The sequence below is a fragment of the Geitlerinema sp. PCC 9228 genome (assembly GCF_001870905.1).
Lineage (GTDB): Bacteria > Cyanobacteriota > Cyanobacteriia > Cyanobacteriales > PCC-9228 > PCC-9228.
Map to the genome: position 1 here is coordinate 1 of NZ_LNDC01000162.1, position 16556 is coordinate 16556.

The following is a 16556-nucleotide window of genomic DNA, read 5'->3' on the forward strand; positions in this document are numbered from 1 at the left end:
GCTTGGCGGTAGAGGGGTTCCGCTTCCTCGTAGCGACCTTGACTTTTGTACAAAAGTGCCAGATTGTTGAGGCTGGCGGCGACATCAGGATGTTGCTCGCCTAATAGGCGTTTTCTCATCTCCAGAGCTTCTTGGTAGAGGGGTTCTGCTTGATCGTAGCGACCTTGGCTTTGGTACAAAGCTGCCAGATTGTTGAGACTGGCGGCGACATCAGGGTGTTGTTCGCCCAGTAGGCGTTTGTACATTTGCAAAGCTTGGCGGTAGAGGGGTTCCGCTTCGTCGTAGCGACCTTGGCGATAGTACAAAATTGCCAGATTGTTGAGGCTGGTGGCGACACGGGGATGTTGTTCGCCCAATAGGCGTTTTCTCATCTCCAAAGCTTGGCGCAAGAGAGGTTCTGCTTCGTCGTAGCGACCTTGGCTTTCGTACAAAAGTGCCAGATTGTTGAGGCTGGTGGCGACTGAGGGATGTTGCTCGCCGTGTAGGCGTTTGTATATTTGCAGAGCTTCTTGGTAGAGGGGTTCCGCTTCCTCGTAGCGACCTTGGTCTTTGTACAAAGCTGCCAGATTGTTGAGGCTGATGGCGACACGAGGATGTTGCTCGCCGTGTAGGCGTTTGTACATTTGCAGAGCTTCTTGGTAGAGGGGTTCCGCTTCGTCGTAGCGACCTTGGCGATGGTACAAAACTGCCAGATCGTTGAGACTGGTAGCGACTGAGGGGTGTTGTTCGCCCAGTAGGCGTTTTCTCATTTGCAAAGCTTGGCGGTAGAGGGGTTCTGCTTCGTCGTAGCGACCTTGGCTTTCGTACAAACCTGCCAGATTGTTGAGACTGGTGGCGACGGAGGGATGTTGTTCGCCGTGTAGGCGTTTGTACATTTCCAGGGCTTCTTGGTAGAGGGGTTCCGCTTCCTCGTAGCGACCTTGGCTTTCGTACAAAGCTGCCAGATTGTTGAGACTGTCGGCAATATCGGTATGTGGTGCCTCTAAAAATCGCTGTCGAATTTCTAAAGCTTTTTCTGCTATTGGAATGGCTTCAGTGTATTTTCCTTGTTGGTGAAGTTCTACAACTTGCTGGTTTAAGCGAGTTGCTTCGCTTAGCTTGATATCGGCTTCCGTTGCTTGTCGCCACTGTAGTTGGTAGTTTCCAGTTTGTTCTGGTTCTTGACTGGTTACAAATACGTCATACTGTCCAGAATGGGGAATGGTAACTACGATTCGAGCTTTTGTCTTGGATATAGCGTCATTCCGATCCAAAATCTCTTCGTTTTGACGATCGTATAAACCTAATCCTACATCAAATTCATTGCTAGAAAGCTCAATGGTAATCCGATCGCCTTCTTCAGCTTCAAATGAATATACTTTATAATAATGTCCATCTTCTGTAGTTGATGCATTCTCATCTAGACGATCTGTAAAGTTTTGTGGCGTAAAAGAACTTTCTCGCTGTGCCAATATCACCGGCGACGCTTCCACCGTAGAAGCAATAGCAGTATCTGGCAACATGCCTAGAGGCAAGACACTCACCAGAAGCGGGAACCATTGGGGAATTGATTTTCGGCTGGACATAGGAACGAGTAGTAGAATCTGGATGGGCTAATGTTCGATATGGAGAAAAGGGGAATTCGTCATTAGGATTCCCCAACCTGTTCTCAAAATATCCCTGGGCAGCTCAATCGGAACGTCTGCGAGCATCTGTCAATTTTTCTTCCAGTGCTTGCAAACGCTTTTGGTTGCTGTCGAGGGAAAGGTCGAGAAATTGCGAGTAGCTTTGGCGCGCCTGCTGCAACCAGGTAACGGCTTCCGCGTAGTTGGTGCCCTGGTATTGTAACCTGCCCAATCGCTCTTGAATATAAGCGCGATCGCTGAAATTATCCTCTGCTGCCAATGCCAGAGCTTGTTTGTAAAGTGCGATCGCTCGTGGTGGCAAGCCAATTTGCTCGTACAACTGAGCTTGCAGTTTGTAAACCGCCAAATTTTCGCTGCCACTGTCTACCAAAGGTCGCAGGGTATCAATCGCCGCTTGATAGAGTTCGTACCTGGCATACAAGTTCGCCTGGGAAAGCTGGTGGATGGGTGCGGGCAAATTTTGTGCTTGCAAGCGTTCCATCTCTTGCTTTACTTTTTCCGCCGTATCTACATCCAACACTTTAAACGTAGGCAAAGAAGAGACATTGCAAGTTCCACCCGAATCGCGATCGCTCATCAGACAAATTTGATAGGTAGTTGACGGTTCCAGCTCACCCGAATACCGAATCGACGAACGGCTAGTTGGTTCGCTGACCCAACGACCGGAAAGCAGTGTTTTCACCACCACGCGATAGGTTTGCGCCTCTTCTGTAGGATGCCAGCGCAGCATCAGCTTGCGGGGAGCGAATCCGAACTCCTGACCCGGCATGATAGCCGTATTGCGGGGAGCGAGAATATAGGGTTGCCGGGGGTCGATTCCGGTTCTGGGAGGTGCTTGGGTATCGTTTGGATCCCATCGCACGCCGTTATCGGGGCATCCCTCGGAAATTTTGACCGTACCCCTGCCGATGCGCCACTTTTTATCATTGGTACACGAAATGATAGCATGGGCATTTGGACCTCGCACGCGCAAGCGGTCCTCGATTCCTAGAAGAGTGCCAATTCCCACAGGTTGATATTCCGACCAAGAAGGTGCTTTGCGTTCTACTGTGCCAGAAGCTTGCAAAAGAATATTCAGCGTTTCGGCATTGGCAAAGCCGTGGCTACCTAGAGAGAGTCCAGCACTCAGGAACGAAATTGATAGAAATTTTCTCAAGTTCATAAGCTTGTTTTAGGTTTCGGAACACGGTTTTCCAGTAGCTTGAAGCTGTTGGCGTGCCTGGTGCAACCAAGCATCTTCTTCGGAAACCAGTTTGTTTCCCAACGCACAACAAGCCTGCCACTCCTCAATCGCAGCTTCTTTTTTTTCTTGTTTTTCGTACACTTGAGCCAAAAGGCAGCGAGCAGAAGCAACTCTTGAAATTTGGTCTTTATATTCCCCTTTTGTTAGGTTTTTGGCAAGAAGCAAATATTGTTGAGCATCCTGATAGCGTTCTTGCCCCAGACGCGCCCAGCCTAAATTTTTATAGATGCTATACTTGTCTTCAGGTTCCACTTCTTTGCTTTCCGGATTTTGTTGAATTTTTTTGATAGCTAACAAAGCTTGTTGCAAGTGATGGACGGCATCGGCATATTTTTCTTCCAAAATTAATAAGCGAGCTAAGTTGTTGTGCGCTCTAATATTTCCCTGACTGGCAGCAATTTGATAATGTTGTTTGGCTTTTTCCTGGTTTTCCCAATCTTCGTACAAAACGCCTAAGTTGTAATGAGCATGGGAATGGTCTTTATCCAAGGAAATTGCTTGTTTGTAGAGTGTTTCGGCTTGGCTGTAAGCCTGGTTATGATGCGCATGAAGGCCACGTTGGTTGTAAATATTGGCAATTTCGGGTAAGGAAAACCAAAATACCAACAACACCAACAGCAGCAAACCAGTAACGCCCAGTTTGATTTCCTCGTGCCATTGCCGGGGAATGCCGAATCGCTCCAACATTTCCGTAAAAGCTCGCTGACCGGCTTTTGTGACTTCGCTGCGATCTTTAAGTAAAGTCAGCAAAGACGGCAAAATCACCGCAAACGCTCCCGAAACGCCCAAACCCCCTTGGAAAGATCGATTGCCGATATTCACCAAAAAAGCCATAATGGCTGTCCATCCTACTAAACTCAAAGCACGATACAGCCAATCCAGTCTCTCGTGGCGATGTTCGTAAGTGGTATCCAAATACCACCACCAGCCGAGGGAGGTTTTGTTGAGGCTTTGGCGATAGGTGGCTAAGTCGAGATTGGCGCAAATGCGTCGGGGATTTTGTTGCAGCTTGCTGTCGAGTTCGTAAACTTGCTGTAGCTGCTGCGGGGTTTGCAGGATTCCCCGTTCGATGGCTTGCTCTACGCGATCGCGAGCGATTAAAATCGTAAGAGCTTCTTCCCTAGTTATATGGCGGGAAGTATCCAAAACAGCGGTAACTTGGCGATAGTGGGTTAAGGGATTATCAGCCAGAGAAGCCATGGCATGGTACGGTTCCAATTGATTCGCGATCGCATTTCTAGTAGTTTAGCAGCAATGTTGGCACATTCGTGACAAGAAGCGATCGGGCGAATTTTACCATACCCTTTACACTCGATAAAAATTGAGAAAATCTCGCAATTCTTTTTCTTGGAAATTCTGTGCCAGTTCTAAGACCTTCCCAGCAAAAAAGGTCAAGTTGGGGTCTTGAGTTTGTAGCTGACGCGCTTGTTTTTGGAGTTTTTTCAAACTACCGCGTACAGCCAAACTGTACAAATTTTCGATTTCTTGACGGGAAGGTGTTACGATTTCTTGGAATTGGTTTTCTAATTGCTCTTGTTCTTCGTTGACATAACGATAAATCCATTTCACATCCAGCAAATCCTGAATTTGTTGCCACAGTTGGGAAGCTTGGATGGGCTTGGGTAAGAAAGCGTTGCCCCCCGCTTGCAAACTTTTTTGGCGATCGCTTTCAAAAACACTAGCAGAGGAAACAAGAATGGGCAAATTTTGTAAGGCTTGATGGCTACGAAACCGGCGAATTAAATCGATACCAGAAGCAGAATCTCCCATCAAATCGATAATTGCCAAATCCGGAGAATGTGCGATCGCTTTTTCCATAGCTGTTTCCCCGTCCACAGCCTCCATAACCTCAAATCCCACCGGCGCGAGCAAATCTTGCAATACTTCTCTATTTTTGGCGATATCATCTACCAACAAAACCCGTCGCTGACGACCGCGATACCCTACAATATAACAATTGGCATCCTGTTGTCCAGAACTCGCCGCAGCCCTACTCGCAACTGGCAAAATGATATCAAACCAAAACGTACTCCCCTCTCCCGGCACGCTAACAACTTCAATTTCTCCCCCCATCATACCCACAATTTTTTGACTGATAGCCAACCCCAATCCGGTTCCTTGGGATTTTTGTTGCTTGCTTCCTGTTTGTGCAAAAGGTTGGAAAATGGTCTTGATTTCCGCCGGCGAAATTCCCACTCCCGTATCTTGCACTTGAAAGCGTATCATGGGATGCAGGGAATTTTTGTTTCGATCGTCGATCGCAGAAACGCCGAACATAACGTAACCATCTTCTGTGAACTTAATGGCGTTGTTCAACAAATTCACCAAAACTTGCCGCAATCGCTTTTCATCGGCATACACTTCCCGCGGCAAATCCGGATCGAAAGTTTTTTGTAATTGTAAGTTTTTCTGTTGTGCTTTGATGCGACACATTTCTGTGGTTGTAGTGAGAAACGAGGGAAAATCTAACTCGGTAGGATGGAGTTCCAATTTTCTGGCTTCAATTTTAGATAAATCCAGAATATCGTCGATCAACATCAACAAGTGAGAACCGCACTGCTGTATGATTTGCAAACCATCTCGAAATTGCTGGCGGTTGGTGTTAACTGCTTCTGCTAAGGAGGTAGAGGTGGTGTCTGTTGTCAGTAAGGGCGATCGCTCTAAAATCTGAGCGTACCCTAAAATACCATTGAGGGGCGTTCGTAGTTCGTGACTCATATTGGCCAAAAACTGGCTTTTGGCTCTGTTGGCGGCTTCGGCAGCTTCTTGCGCGCTTTGGAGAGAGGCGGTTCGTTCTCGAACCCGCTGTTCCAATTCTTGGTTGTAGCGATATAGTTCCGCACGCGCTTGCTGTCGTTCGTGAATGGTGGCTTGTAGAAATAATATGGTGGTTGCTAGAACTGCCACGAAGGATTGCAGCAAAATCAACGACGCTTCCTGGGTTTCCCTAGCAAAGCTACCCATGCCGCCAATGGTTCCCCAAATCGCGATCGCGGCTACAATTGCGGCTAAAGTAGCTCCTTCCCGCTGACCGAAACGATAAACTGCCCAAGTAAGCAGAGGCAATAAAACGTATTCAACTGTATAGCTCCCACGAAAAGCAACATGGGCAATCAGCAAAATTGCAAAACTTAAAAAAGCCAGTTCTCCTATTTTACCAGCGGACCAGCGAATGGGAAAGGGTCTTTCCTGACTCCAAAAAAGCAGCAAGGGGGTGGCTAGCAAAATCCCCGTGATGTTTGAAGTCCACCAGGTGCGCCAAATTTCGAGAAAATCGCTGACAGCAGCTTGACCGATAAAACAAAGACTGAAACTGCCTAAAGTAGCGCTAATGGCGGCGCTGGTGGCTGCTCCGAACGTCACAAACAACAGAACATCTTGAATGTATGCCAACCAAGGGGGATGTTGGGTATGCCGGCGTAAAACCCAAGCACCAACAAGAGGTTCCAGGAAATTGGCTGCACCAATCCCCAAAATTGTGAGGATTCCCTCGGGGGTTAGCGGATGGATGAATAAGCCATAAATAAAATATCCCATTATAATACCGGGGAAAAGGAAGTAACCGCAACGAGCAATCAATGCGATCGCAACGCCGGAAGAAAGCCAAATGGGGGCAGCATCGCTGTTGGGAAAGGAAGTAAAACTCAAACAAAATTGGCTAACTGCAAAAATTGCGATCGCTGCTGCTGCATTCGCCAGTAAATTGCCTACCAGGGATGAATTCTGCAGTGAGAAACGGAGTTTTAAATTCATGTCCAGAAGTTACAAGCAACAAGTAACAAGCGCAACAAATTGAGCTGTCAAATTTCTGAGAAAGGCAGTTGGAACAATTGGAGATATAGTTTGCTTTTTTTATACCATTTCTTTAAGATTTTTCAAGAGACGATCGGGCGTTTTTGTCGGACCCCTTCGCGAAGCCGCCCTACCAAGACAATCAATCGTTATTTTTTCAGAAATGGTATTGACTATGGTTAATTATAATCGTCGTAGGTTAAGGTGATATTAAAAAACAGGCGATCGCAGTGCCAGTTTCCGTTCCCACCCAAATCCCGCTACCTACTTTTTAGATTGCCGACAAGAATATAAATGTTTCTCTTTTGCAGATAGCTGGGAATGGCTCCGTACGTAATCTTGCAACCAATTGCATCCTACTTCCAACAAATCCGCCAAATCTACATCCAAATTCCACACCACTAGGGTACCATCTCCCTTGGCAGCTACCAGTTGGTTGCCATCCCTAGAAATAGCCATTTGACGGATATCGCTGGGGGAACTCACCAAAGTTCGCACTGGCGTCGTTCCATCTTCTACATATCCCACTTTATCGCTTTCTCCAGTAACATCGGGACGCCAAAACTTCACCGTACCGTCTTCGCTGGCGGAAGCCAAAATTGTATTGCCAGAAACTCCCGCAATGCCTGGTAAAAAGGTGACCGCCGACACTTGTACATCGCGGCTGCTGGCGGCAAACTCGCTGCCATTGGCTGCGGAATGGAATTTCGAGCGACTGTGGAAAAACGCTTGTAGCTGCCTGCCTTCCAAATTCCACAAACGCGCTGTTCGATCCGCACTGGCGGATGCCACCATCTTACCATTGGCATGAAACGCCACGTCCAAAACCCAGTCGCTGTGTCCTTGGAAGGTATTCAACAGTTTGCCATCGGCATGCCATAGTTTCACCGTGTTGTCGCGGCTGCCAGAAACCAGCATCTGGCCGTTAGGACTGACGCTTACTGATGTTACCGCATCTTGGTGGCTGGAGAGGGTTTGCAATAATTTTCCTTCTAAATTCCATAATTTGAGGGAGTAGCGATCGCTTTTGACATCATTTTTCTCTAGCGCTAATTCTTCCCCAGCCGCTGACACCAACCAATCTCCTGTGGGAGAAAACGCCACATCGGCAACTTGCCCCTGATTGGCAGACCAACTGCGTACCAAAGTACCATCACTACGCCACAGTTTGACCGTACCATCATTACCGGCAGAAACCAACCATTTGCCGTTGCTGTGAAAATCCAGTCCCGTCACTGCTCCCTGATGAGCCGATAGGGTTGCTTGCACCTCTGTTTGGGCATTCCACAGCTTAATTTTGCCATTATCTCCCGCCGATGCCCAGAGATTGCCATTGGGATGAAACGCCACCGCTTTTGCAGACCCCCCGTGGGCAGGCATGGTTTGCATAAGTTTTTTCTGGGGTTGCCAGCGCCAAATCTTGGCGGTGCTGTCGCGACTGCCCGATACCAACCATTGACCGTCGGGACTGAAACTAACGCCCAAAACCCAATCCTGATGTCCGGTGAGAGTTTGCAGTAGTTTTCCCTCACGATGCCAAATTTTTATCGTACCATCCAAACTAGCAGACGCGATCGCATGGCTATGGGGGTCAATCGCCACATCATGCACCAACGCTTGATGTCCCTGGAACGTTTGTACCAATTCCCCAGAAGGACGCCAAATTTTGACCGTACGGTCGGCACTGGCAGAAACCAGAAAATTCCCATCCTGGGAAAAGGTTATATCATAAATACCGCCCTGATGTCCTTGCTCGCCCTCACCCAAAGTCCGAATAAACCCTTCCTGCCGCGACCACAGCTTCACCGTGCGATCCGTACTGGCTGTTGCGAAAATTTTGCTATTGGGATGAAAAGCCACGCTGGTAATTGGCTGCCGGTGACCGTCAATGGTGCGCAGATAGCGACCCTGACCATTCCAGAGATTGATTTTACCATCAGACCCCACCGATGCCAGCACTTCGCCATCGGGACTAAAAGCTACCCCCAAAACCCGCTTGGTATGGGCAGTCATGGTATGCAGCAAGTCTCCAGAGGACGACCACAGCTTCACCGTACCATCCCAACTGGCAGAGGCCAATTTCTCGCCGTCGGGGGAAAAATCAATGCTGCTCGCGCGCCGGGTATGACCGCCAAGAGTTTGCAACAAGCGACCGTCGCGATGCCACAGTTTGATGGTTTGGTCAGCACTGGCAGAGGCAATCAGTTCGCCGTCAGGACTGAAGTGCACTTGGTAGATGCCATCGCGGTGACCTTGCAAGCGGTTGACCTCACGGACGGTGGTGGCGGCTTGCTGCAAGCGGTCGAAGGTTTCTAACTTTAATGCTGGTGAGGCGGGAGTGGCTTGCAGTTTTTGAGCGGCTTGGACGCTGTCTAATAAAGCATGCAAGCGATCGCCCGATACAAACAAAGCTCTAGAAGCGGCATTGCGAGCTTCGATTTCTGCTACTTCTGCCCTTTTTTGCGCAATCTCTGCTTCCTGACGTTCCGACAAGGCCGAAACGGTGGTCAAAGCCAGCAATCCCCCCGCAATAGCCGAACCGGTAACGGAAATCCGCCGCCAACGCCGTCGGTCTTTTTCGACTTTTTTCTGTTTGTTTTTGGTTTCTACCAATTGCGATAGTAGATTTTTTTCCTGACGCAGTTGGTCGATGAGAATTTGGCTGAGTTCTTCCCGCTGCCGCAGTTGGGTTAGCGACTCCAGCAACGAGGTATTTTCGGTAGCGTTGGGGAGGAAATCTTCTAAGGTTTCTTGTACCAACTGATATCTGGCATCGGCTAAAGATGCTAGCAGGCTTTTTTCTTCTTTTAGCTGTTCTACTTCTTGGTAATTTTGCTGTTGCTTTTGGCGCAACTCTTCCAACTCGGAACGCAAATTGGCTTGTTCCCGTTGCCGAATCAATGTGGCTAGATAATCGTGTACCAGTTGGTAGCGATAAACGGCTGTTTGGGAAGGTAGAATTGTCACAATTCCCGATTCCACAAATACATGGAGAATAAAATCCAAAGCTTCAGTATTGGCTGCCAGTTCTGCATGCAATTCTTGACGGGTTTTCACAATCCGATTGCCCACTTCGTCGGTGAGTAAAAATAACACCAAACGTGCGGTATGGTTGTGTTCTGTACCGCAGTCTTGAATCACGCCTTCTAAAAATCGCTCGATGAGGCTGTGTTTGCCCCCCGATTTTTGATAGTCTGCTAGGATGGTAATATTTTCTGCTTGCAGTTGGGAACCAACAATTTGCAGTTCGATGGGACGAATTTCGCCGGATTCTTCTGCTAAATCTTCCACCAACTGTTCGATGAGCTCTGGTTCTAGGGTGTAGGGTTGCTTGCTTGCGGTGGTGGTTTCGTTGTGGTGGTTGGCGGTTAATCCCTGTAAAAGCGATCGGGTTCCAGCTACAGAAAAATTCCCCAAATAGTAGCGTACCTGTGCGTCTAAAATATTGCCGTGGGGAATGGCTTCTAAATTAGCATATTTTTCGATTTCCAGTAAGTAGTGAATGGTATCTTCGCGCAGCACAAAAATGGGTTTGACCGCCGGCAAGTTTAAACATTGACTGAAAAATTCGTAAAATTCCCGCCGCTGGTCTAATGTAGACCCGGCAAAAAATTCTTCAAACTGGTCGAAAATTAAAATGGTAAATAAGTTTTTTTCGGTATTGGTATACAGTTGCTGGCAAATTTGGGCAATGCTATTGATGGGGGAAGAGGTTGGATTTTTCTCTGGTTGCGGTTGCCGGTAAGCTACTAGCAAATCCCCTAGGGTTTCTACCCAATTTTCGTAGCTAGAAATTACCACTGGCAAGGGGATTTGTCCGTCGATGGTGGTGTACTGCAATGCGGGAAGCAAGCCGGCTAAAATCAGGGAACTTTTGCCGACCCCAGAAGGTCCGTACACTACGGTAAGTTTGCAATCGGCTCTTGCCAAACGGGAGAGAATCTGTTTTACATCAGCCATGCGTCCGGAAGCAGTAATTTCAGGTACGATGGGCGTCAATTCTTGGATTTTCCCGCGGCTGCCATCGCCATCGCCAGCTACCACAGGCCGCAAGCATTGGGCACCGACAAAAGCCCGAAATCCGTATCTTGATTCTACTAAGTGCTGCTCTTGTTTGAGGCGAAAGGCTTCTGGATAGTTGCCCCGGCGGTAGTATTGCGATCGCAGAATTTCCAGCAGGCGAATGTAGCGGTGGGGATGGTGGTGGGGATTGCAAGCCGCGATCGCAACTTCCAAGTCTTCAGCAACAACGCCCTGATTCCAAGTAATGGTCGGGTCTTCGCCGTAATTTTGCACCCGCAACCACAGCAAGCGGTACTGGATGGCTAGCAACGATGGAAATAAGGGACGTACGTTATTTTCGCAAGTTTTGTGGCTGGGGCGCTCGTAGGTAGACGCCAGGGTACGTACGGCCAGTTGCGACCACAAATAGGCATCCTTGTAGCGTCCTAGGTGGTAGCTGGCTTCTGCCAAATAACCGAAATCTCGCGCTTTTTCCGTGGCGGCACCGTACTGAGTATGCCAGGTCAGGGCTTGTTTGGTAATTTTAAGTAAGGGCTGCCACAGTTGCAAGTAGTATAGCACTTCGGCCAGTTGGGTCACCAATTTCGCTGCCAGTTGCGGTTGTTCGATCAGTTCTGCCACTTGCACGGCTTGGACCAAATAACGCCTGGCTTGCTGGAACTGTTCCTGGGGGTCCGACTGGCGTTCTCCCTGCCGGCAAAGCGCCAATCCCATGGCATACAGCACGATCGCTTGACGCAATAGGTATTGTTTTACCTGCCGTTGTAGTTGTTGGGGATAGCCATCGCCACTTTGACGCACGGCAGCTTGTGGTGAACCAAACTGGGCCGAGATTTCTTTGCCTACCTGGAGAACGGCTGATTTCCAAAATTCTAAACTTTGTTGATACCGTTTCATCGCCCTTTCGCTACTGCAACCCTCTGTTTCTGCAGTAACGTTAGTAGCAATTCCGTAAGCATCTCCCTGGGCAAAGGCAAACGCAACTTCCGCTTGGGTACTTTCAGAAACAGTTTGATGGCGGCGTTGCAAATCCTGCAAGGCGTAGTGTAACTCCAACAAATCGCTAACTGAAGGTGCCAAAGAAGGAGGAGACGCCAGTTCGGAGGGGGTAGCGCGATAAATATTTTGGAAGGATTGCCGTGCTTTTTGCCGGACCAACCGCTGGCAGTCGTGGGTATCTAACTCAAATTTAATCGGAGGAGCTGCCCAACTGGCCAAATCGGGGGCCAGTCGGGTGAGTTTGTGACATACTTCATCGGTGACCCATAAAACCAAGGGAAACGACAGGCGATCGCGAAACTCATCCCTGACTTGATTGGTAGAAACCAACAGTTGGTCCACAAACCGCACCGATGCCAATCCCAACACCATCAAAGCCTGGGGTGAGGTGGTGCTGGTGCTGGCTTGCACTTGCGCGTACAAGTTCGTGGCGTTAGGTTCTAGGGAAAGGATTTGGTAGCCAGGCGACCTTCCCTGCTGGGAACCATCGGCATGGCGGCGGGATAAAGCCGTTTCCAGGCGCTCGAGGATGCGTTTTTGCAGGCAGCGATAGTGGCAGCGAACCAAAACCAGGGAAAATTGTCCCTCAGAAAGGGCGATCGCGCGGTAGAGGGTCCGAAAAGCCTGCTGGTTTTGGGTGGCAATCTCCGATTTCATATGCTTCTCAAAAGAAAGATGACATTAGCGGTAGCAAGTTCCCAACCAGCGACATTCTTCCGTAGATTCCGATGGTTGTTCTTCAGGTACTTCGGTAGCCGTAGGAAAAGGGATTGCTTTTCCTGCAGGGGAGAAAAATGCGATCGCGCTAGAACCTACAGCGACGACCAAAACCAATGGACGGTACATAGCAATCAAATCTCCTACCTAAAGACAGTTCTTTTCCCTACTTCATCTCCCTGCTACCGAAATCGGGAAACCTTACAAGTTGGCTGTCCGTTTCAACGACGTTGTTGCGTACCCTATCGTTCCTCCATGTTGCCATCAAAGACAATGCAAAACAGTATTATCTATAAAAAATCTTAGCGTTTTTTGTCTCTTGGTGGTTTTTCTCCCTACGCACTGCTTTTTCTACGGCGAATTTCCGCGCGAATACTCATTAAAACCTTTCCCAGGTGATTGCAACCGGAACCATCCGCACCGCGTCCCCAAAAATAATCTTTCGGAGAATCTTCCACCAACAGTTCCTCGCCAGTGGCCAAAAGCGTCTCCTGCAAGTCGGGGTAGGTCAGAAATTTGGTTAACACAGCGGCACGCATCACGGGAATCTTGGCAATTTCCCAATCCGCACGCACCACCCGATCGCGATCGCGTCCCCACATCGCCGCTGTACCGGGGTCGCTGGCATGGCGGATTTTCTCGACCAACCACTCATCCGGACTACCAACAAACTTTTGCGCTTGATAGTAATGTTCCACCGTCTGCCAACATTCCCCCGCCATAGAAATGGGATGGGGAGAAAAATTGGAAAAACAGCCATAGGGGTTGCCGACCTTATAAAAGTAAATCGCCATAGGGAGTATTTCGGGACGCTTTCAGAGGTTGGTTTGCCTCCGCATGTCTATTTTCCACCGCCAGGCAGCCATCCCCCCGCCAAACGCTTGAGGGCATAGTCCACCACTTCAGAATAACGCAAGTCCCCGCAAAGAATGCGCATCATAATCTGAGTGGCTGTGGGATTTTTCACCCCAATTTTATAGCCAAAACCGGGAAAGCGGTAGAAGGTACCCGCCAAACGCTGCGCCCAAACCATATCTTGTCCCCACTGTTCGTTGGTGGTGTGGGTATACTGTTTGAGGGCCTCTTTCTTTCCTTGCAAGGCCTTGTCAATGGCGTTGGCTGCTTCCATACCGCTGTACATGGACGGTCGGATGCCTTCACCCGTAAACGGATCGACGACGCTGGCAGCTTCTCCCGCTAGCAAGGCATTTTGTGCGTGTAGGGTCCGCTTGCCATCCCACAGACACAGGGAATCCTCCCAAATGCCATCGGCAGCTACCTGTAAACCCACTTTTTGGGCGTATTCTCGACCAATTTTGCTGAGTTGGGCGCGATCGCTGCCGTCAAGAAAATTACCAATGCCAATGGAATAGCCATCTGCTTTGGGTAAATTCCAGATATAGCCGTTTTTTACCTGACCGAAATCAAATCGTACCTGTGCTGGTTGGGGTTGCTTGCCATTGGCTTTGGCTTCTAAAACCACTGCCGGTCGTAGTTTGGCAGTTTTCAACTTTAGCCATTTGGCGGTTTGACTGTTGGCCCCATCCGCACCAATTAAGTAGCGACCGGCCATTGTTCCCTGGGGGGTACTGACCTGCCAAGCGTCCTTTTGCCAGGCAATCTGGGTCACCGGCGTGCGATCGCGAACTTCTGCACCTTGCTGCTGTGCCTGTTCTAGCAAAAATGTATCGAATTTCTCTCGATGAACCATCCACACCGGTTCTGAGGTTTGCAGCTTCACCTCCACCGGTTCTCCCAGTTTCCAAGTGTAGCGGACCCGATCGACTTTTTGGGAAATGACCGGTGTAAAATCAAAATCAAACCACTGCCGCACCAGGGGAGAAACAGCGCCACCACAGGGTTTGTAACGCGGTAGGCTGGCTTGTTCCAAAACCACAACAGAATGTCCTTTTTTGGCTAAATGGTAGGCAGCACTGCCACCGGCAGGACCGCCACCGATAATTATGCAATCGTACATAGCAAATCGTTATTCAATTAAAAAAGAAAACCAAAAACAACTAGAAGCACCCAAGCCGAGAAAATCTCCCCATATTGTAGGCGATTTTTGGCTGGTGGCTACGAGTTGCCACCAAAATTCTGCCAGCCATCTCCGCCATCCGCATAGCGATCGCAAAAAAATAGGGACAAACCATAATTTGCCCCTATCAAAACCTGTATAATTTCAGTAGATTCCCCACTTCGAGAAGGATTTAGCTACGATTGGCTGTTTCTTTCTCGTCCCGGGCCAAGAATTTCTCCAACTCGGATAGAGCATCTGCATCCACTTTGGTCTGCATGGGGCAGAATTTGGGACCGCACATGGAGCAAAATTCCGCTGTTTTGTAAATATCAGAAGGTAAGGTTTCGTCGTGGTATTCCCGCGCGCGATCGGGGTCCAACGCCAATTCAAACTGACGGTTCCAATCGAAATTATACCGTGCTTCGGAAATGGCATTATCGCGATCGCTCGCTCCTTGTCGGTGCCGCGCCATATCCGCTGCGTGAGCGGCAATCTTATACGCAATCAAACCGTTGCGCACATCCTCAGCATTGGGCAGACCCAAATGTTCCTTTGGCGTCACATAGCAAAGCATCGCCGTACCGTACCAGCCGGCCATGGCCGCCCCAATGGCCGAGGTAATATGATCGTATCCCGGCGCGATGTCAGTAACCAACGGACCCAATACGTAGAAAGGTGCTTCGGAACACTCTTCCATTTGCTTTTTCACGTTAAACTCGATTTGGTCCATGGGAACGTGTCCGGGACCTTCTACCATCACCTGCACGTCGTGTTCCCAAGCTTTCCGGGTAAGCTGTCCCAAGGTTTTTAACTCTGCCAGTTGCGCCTCATCCGAGGCATCGTGGGTACAGCCGGGACGCAGGGAATCGCCCAAACTGAAGGAAACGTCGTATTTTTTGAAAATTTCGATGATATCTTCAAAATGGGTATAAAGGGGATTTTGTTGGTGATGGTGCAACATCCACTGGGCTAAAATGCCACCGCCGCGGGAAACAATGCCGGTTATGCGGTTTTTTACCAAAGGCAAATGTTCGATGAGAAGACCAGCGTGGATGGTTTGGTAGTCTACCCCTTGTTGGGCATGCTTTTCGATAACGTGCAGAAAGTCATCGGCGGTGAGATTTTCTACGTTCCCGTGGACGCTCTCCATGGCTTGGTACACGGGCACCGTACCGATGGGAACTGGCGAAGCTTCGATGATGGCGCTGCGGATCTCGTCTAAGTTGCCGCCGCCGGTAGATAAGTCCATCACCGTATCGGCACCATATTTTACCGCCAGTTTCATTTTGTCCACTTCTTCATTTAAGTCGGAAGAGTTGGGGGAGGCACCGAGGTTGGCATTGACTTTGCACTTGGAAGCAATCCCAATGCACATGGGTTCCAGGTTGGGATGATTGATGTTAGCAGGAATAATCATCCGCCCCCGGGCTACTTCATCGCGCACCAGCTCTGGGGAAAGATTTTCCCGTTTCGCTACGTGGTGCATCTCTTCGGTGATAACACCTTGACGAGCGTAGTGCATTTGGGTGACGTTTCCCTCACCACGACGCTTGGCGATCCATTCTTTGCGCATGTTTTGTTGTCCTCAATAAGTCGCTTCCCTCCGCCGGTATTAGCCGGACTCAGGTTCTAAGGGTGTAATCTCAGCCTGTTCCCAGGCACCCCTAGCTTGATTAGTTGTTCATCATAACACGAAACCAAGGGTTTGGCTACCAAAAAAATTAGGAAAACATTAGGATTTCCACTTTGCCGGCCACATCGCGATCGCTTTCTCTGCCTCTCATGGCAGCTTGGGGAAAACTTACTTTGATTTTTGTCATATTGTGTTACATGAGGTCAATCATCTTTGCAAGTAACTAATAATCCCCAGGGAAATCGTTACCAAAATGAAAATCCAAATCACATAACCGGGTAAAAACGAAAGCACGCGGATGCCTCGTAGGAACCAAACCAGCAATGTAATGCCTAGGGAAGTCCAGAACAGGTAAGAAATTTTCATAGCCATGGTTGGGTGGTTGGGAGGGAAAAAGGGGAGGGTACGGCCAATCGCTATTTTACCGCATGAATCAGGAGCTTGAAAGCCCTGACTTTTTAAAGCAGGGATGAAAAGCGACCCGTGCGGCTTCAGCCGCCGTCA

At 49.1% G+C, this 16556-nt stretch carries 10 protein-coding genes and 1 riboswitch; all 10 genes read right to left on the reverse strand.

All coding sequences use genetic code 11. The features are described from left to right. On the reverse strand, nucleotides 1-1565 hold a 1565-nt coding region (locus AS151_RS17180), incomplete at its 3' end, for a tetratricopeptide repeat protein (protein WP_139240730.1). A 103-nt stretch (nucleotides 1566-1668) separates the two neighbouring features. Further along, nucleotides 1669-2787 carry a hypothetical protein gene (locus AS151_RS17185; RefSeq protein ID WP_071518294.1) on the reverse strand — a complete coding sequence of 373 codons (1119 nt, stop codon included), beginning with the start codon at nucleotides 2785-2787 and terminating at the stop codon, nucleotides 1669-1671. Between the two features lie 9 nt (nucleotides 2788-2796). Continuing rightward, the gene (locus AS151_RS17190) at nucleotides 2797-4068 is read right to left on the reverse strand and encodes a tetratricopeptide repeat protein (RefSeq protein ID WP_071518295.1); all 1272 of its coding nucleotides are present in this window, start codon (nucleotides 4066-4068) and stop codon (nucleotides 2797-2799) included. Between the two features lie 105 nt (nucleotides 4069-4173). Beyond that, complete coding sequence (locus AS151_RS17195) at nucleotides 4174-6621, reverse strand: MASE1 domain-containing protein (RefSeq protein WP_071518296.1); 2448 nt, start codon at nucleotides 6619-6621, stop codon at nucleotides 4174-4176. A gap of 303 nt (nucleotides 6622-6924) precedes the next feature. Beyond that, nucleotides 6925-12339, reverse strand: coding sequence for a hypothetical protein (locus AS151_RS17200; protein WP_071518297.1), 5415 nt, complete (start codon nucleotides 12337-12339; stop codon nucleotides 6925-6927). Between the two features lie 24 nt (nucleotides 12340-12363). Beyond that, nucleotides 12364-12528 carry a hypothetical protein gene (locus tag AS151_RS22260; protein WP_170861433.1) on the reverse strand — a complete coding sequence of 55 codons (165 nt, stop codon included), beginning with the start codon at nucleotides 12526-12528 and terminating at the stop codon, nucleotides 12364-12366. A gap of 206 nt (nucleotides 12529-12734) precedes the next feature. Next, on the reverse strand, nucleotides 12735-13193 hold the full coding sequence (locus tag AS151_RS17205) for an NADAR family protein (RefSeq protein WP_071518298.1): 459 nt from the start codon (nucleotides 13191-13193) through the stop codon (nucleotides 12735-12737). A gap of 47 nt (nucleotides 13194-13240) precedes the next feature. Continuing rightward, entirely contained in the window at nucleotides 13241-14377 is a 1137-nt protein-coding gene (locus AS151_RS17210) for a geranylgeranyl reductase family protein (protein WP_071518299.1), read from the reverse strand. A 232-nt stretch (nucleotides 14378-14609) separates the two neighbouring features. Then, the gene (thiC, locus tag AS151_RS17220; RefSeq protein ID WP_071518301.1) at nucleotides 14610-15992 is read right to left on the reverse strand and encodes a phosphomethylpyrimidine synthase; all 1383 of its coding nucleotides are present in this window, start codon (nucleotides 15990-15992) and stop codon (nucleotides 14610-14612) included. An 8-nt stretch (nucleotides 15993-16000) separates the two neighbouring features. Continuing rightward, a riboswitch (TPP riboswitch) is annotated at nucleotides 16001-16095 on the reverse strand. A 164-nt stretch (nucleotides 16096-16259) separates the two neighbouring features. Further along, nucleotides 16260-16418 carry a hypothetical protein gene (locus AS151_RS22265; protein ID WP_170861434.1) on the reverse strand — a complete coding sequence of 53 codons (159 nt, stop codon included), beginning with the start codon at nucleotides 16416-16418 and terminating at the stop codon, nucleotides 16260-16262. Nucleotides 16419-16556: the final 138 nt, after the last annotated feature.

What these genes read in the sequence shown, in the direction of transcription:
- AS151_RS17185 (WP_071518294.1), bottom strand. Translation starts at nt 2,787, where the DNA reads ATGAACTTGAGAAAATTTCTATCAATTTCGTTCCTGAGTGCTGGACTC.
- AS151_RS17190 (WP_071518295.1), bottom strand. Translation starts at nt 4,068, where the DNA reads ATGGCTTCTCTGGCTGATAATCCCTTAACCCACTATCGCCAAGTTACC.
- AS151_RS17195 (WP_071518296.1), bottom strand. Translation starts at nt 6,621, where the DNA reads ATGAATTTAAAACTCCGTTTCTCACTGCAGAATTCATCCCTGGTAGGC.
- AS151_RS17200 (WP_071518297.1), bottom strand. Translation starts at nt 12,339, where the DNA reads ATGAAATCGGAGATTGCCACCCAAAACCAGCAGGCTTTTCGGACCCTC.
- AS151_RS22260 (WP_170861433.1), bottom strand. Translation starts at nt 12,528, where the DNA reads ATGTACCGTCCATTGGTTTTGGTCGTCGCTGTAGGTTCTAGCGCGATC.
- AS151_RS17205 (WP_071518298.1), bottom strand. Translation starts at nt 13,193, where the DNA reads ATGGCGATTTACTTTTATAAGGTCGGCAACCCCTATGGCTGTTTTTCC.
- AS151_RS17210 (WP_071518299.1), bottom strand. Translation starts at nt 14,377, where the DNA reads ATGTACGATTGCATAATTATCGGTGGCGGTCCTGCCGGTGGCAGTGCT.
- thiC (WP_071518301.1), bottom strand. Translation starts at nt 15,992, where the DNA reads ATGCGCAAAGAATGGATCGCCAAGCGTCGTGGTGAGGGAAACGTCACC.
- AS151_RS22265 (WP_170861434.1), bottom strand. Translation starts at nt 16,418, where the DNA reads ATGAAAATTTCTTACCTGTTCTGGACTTCCCTAGGCATTACATTGCTG.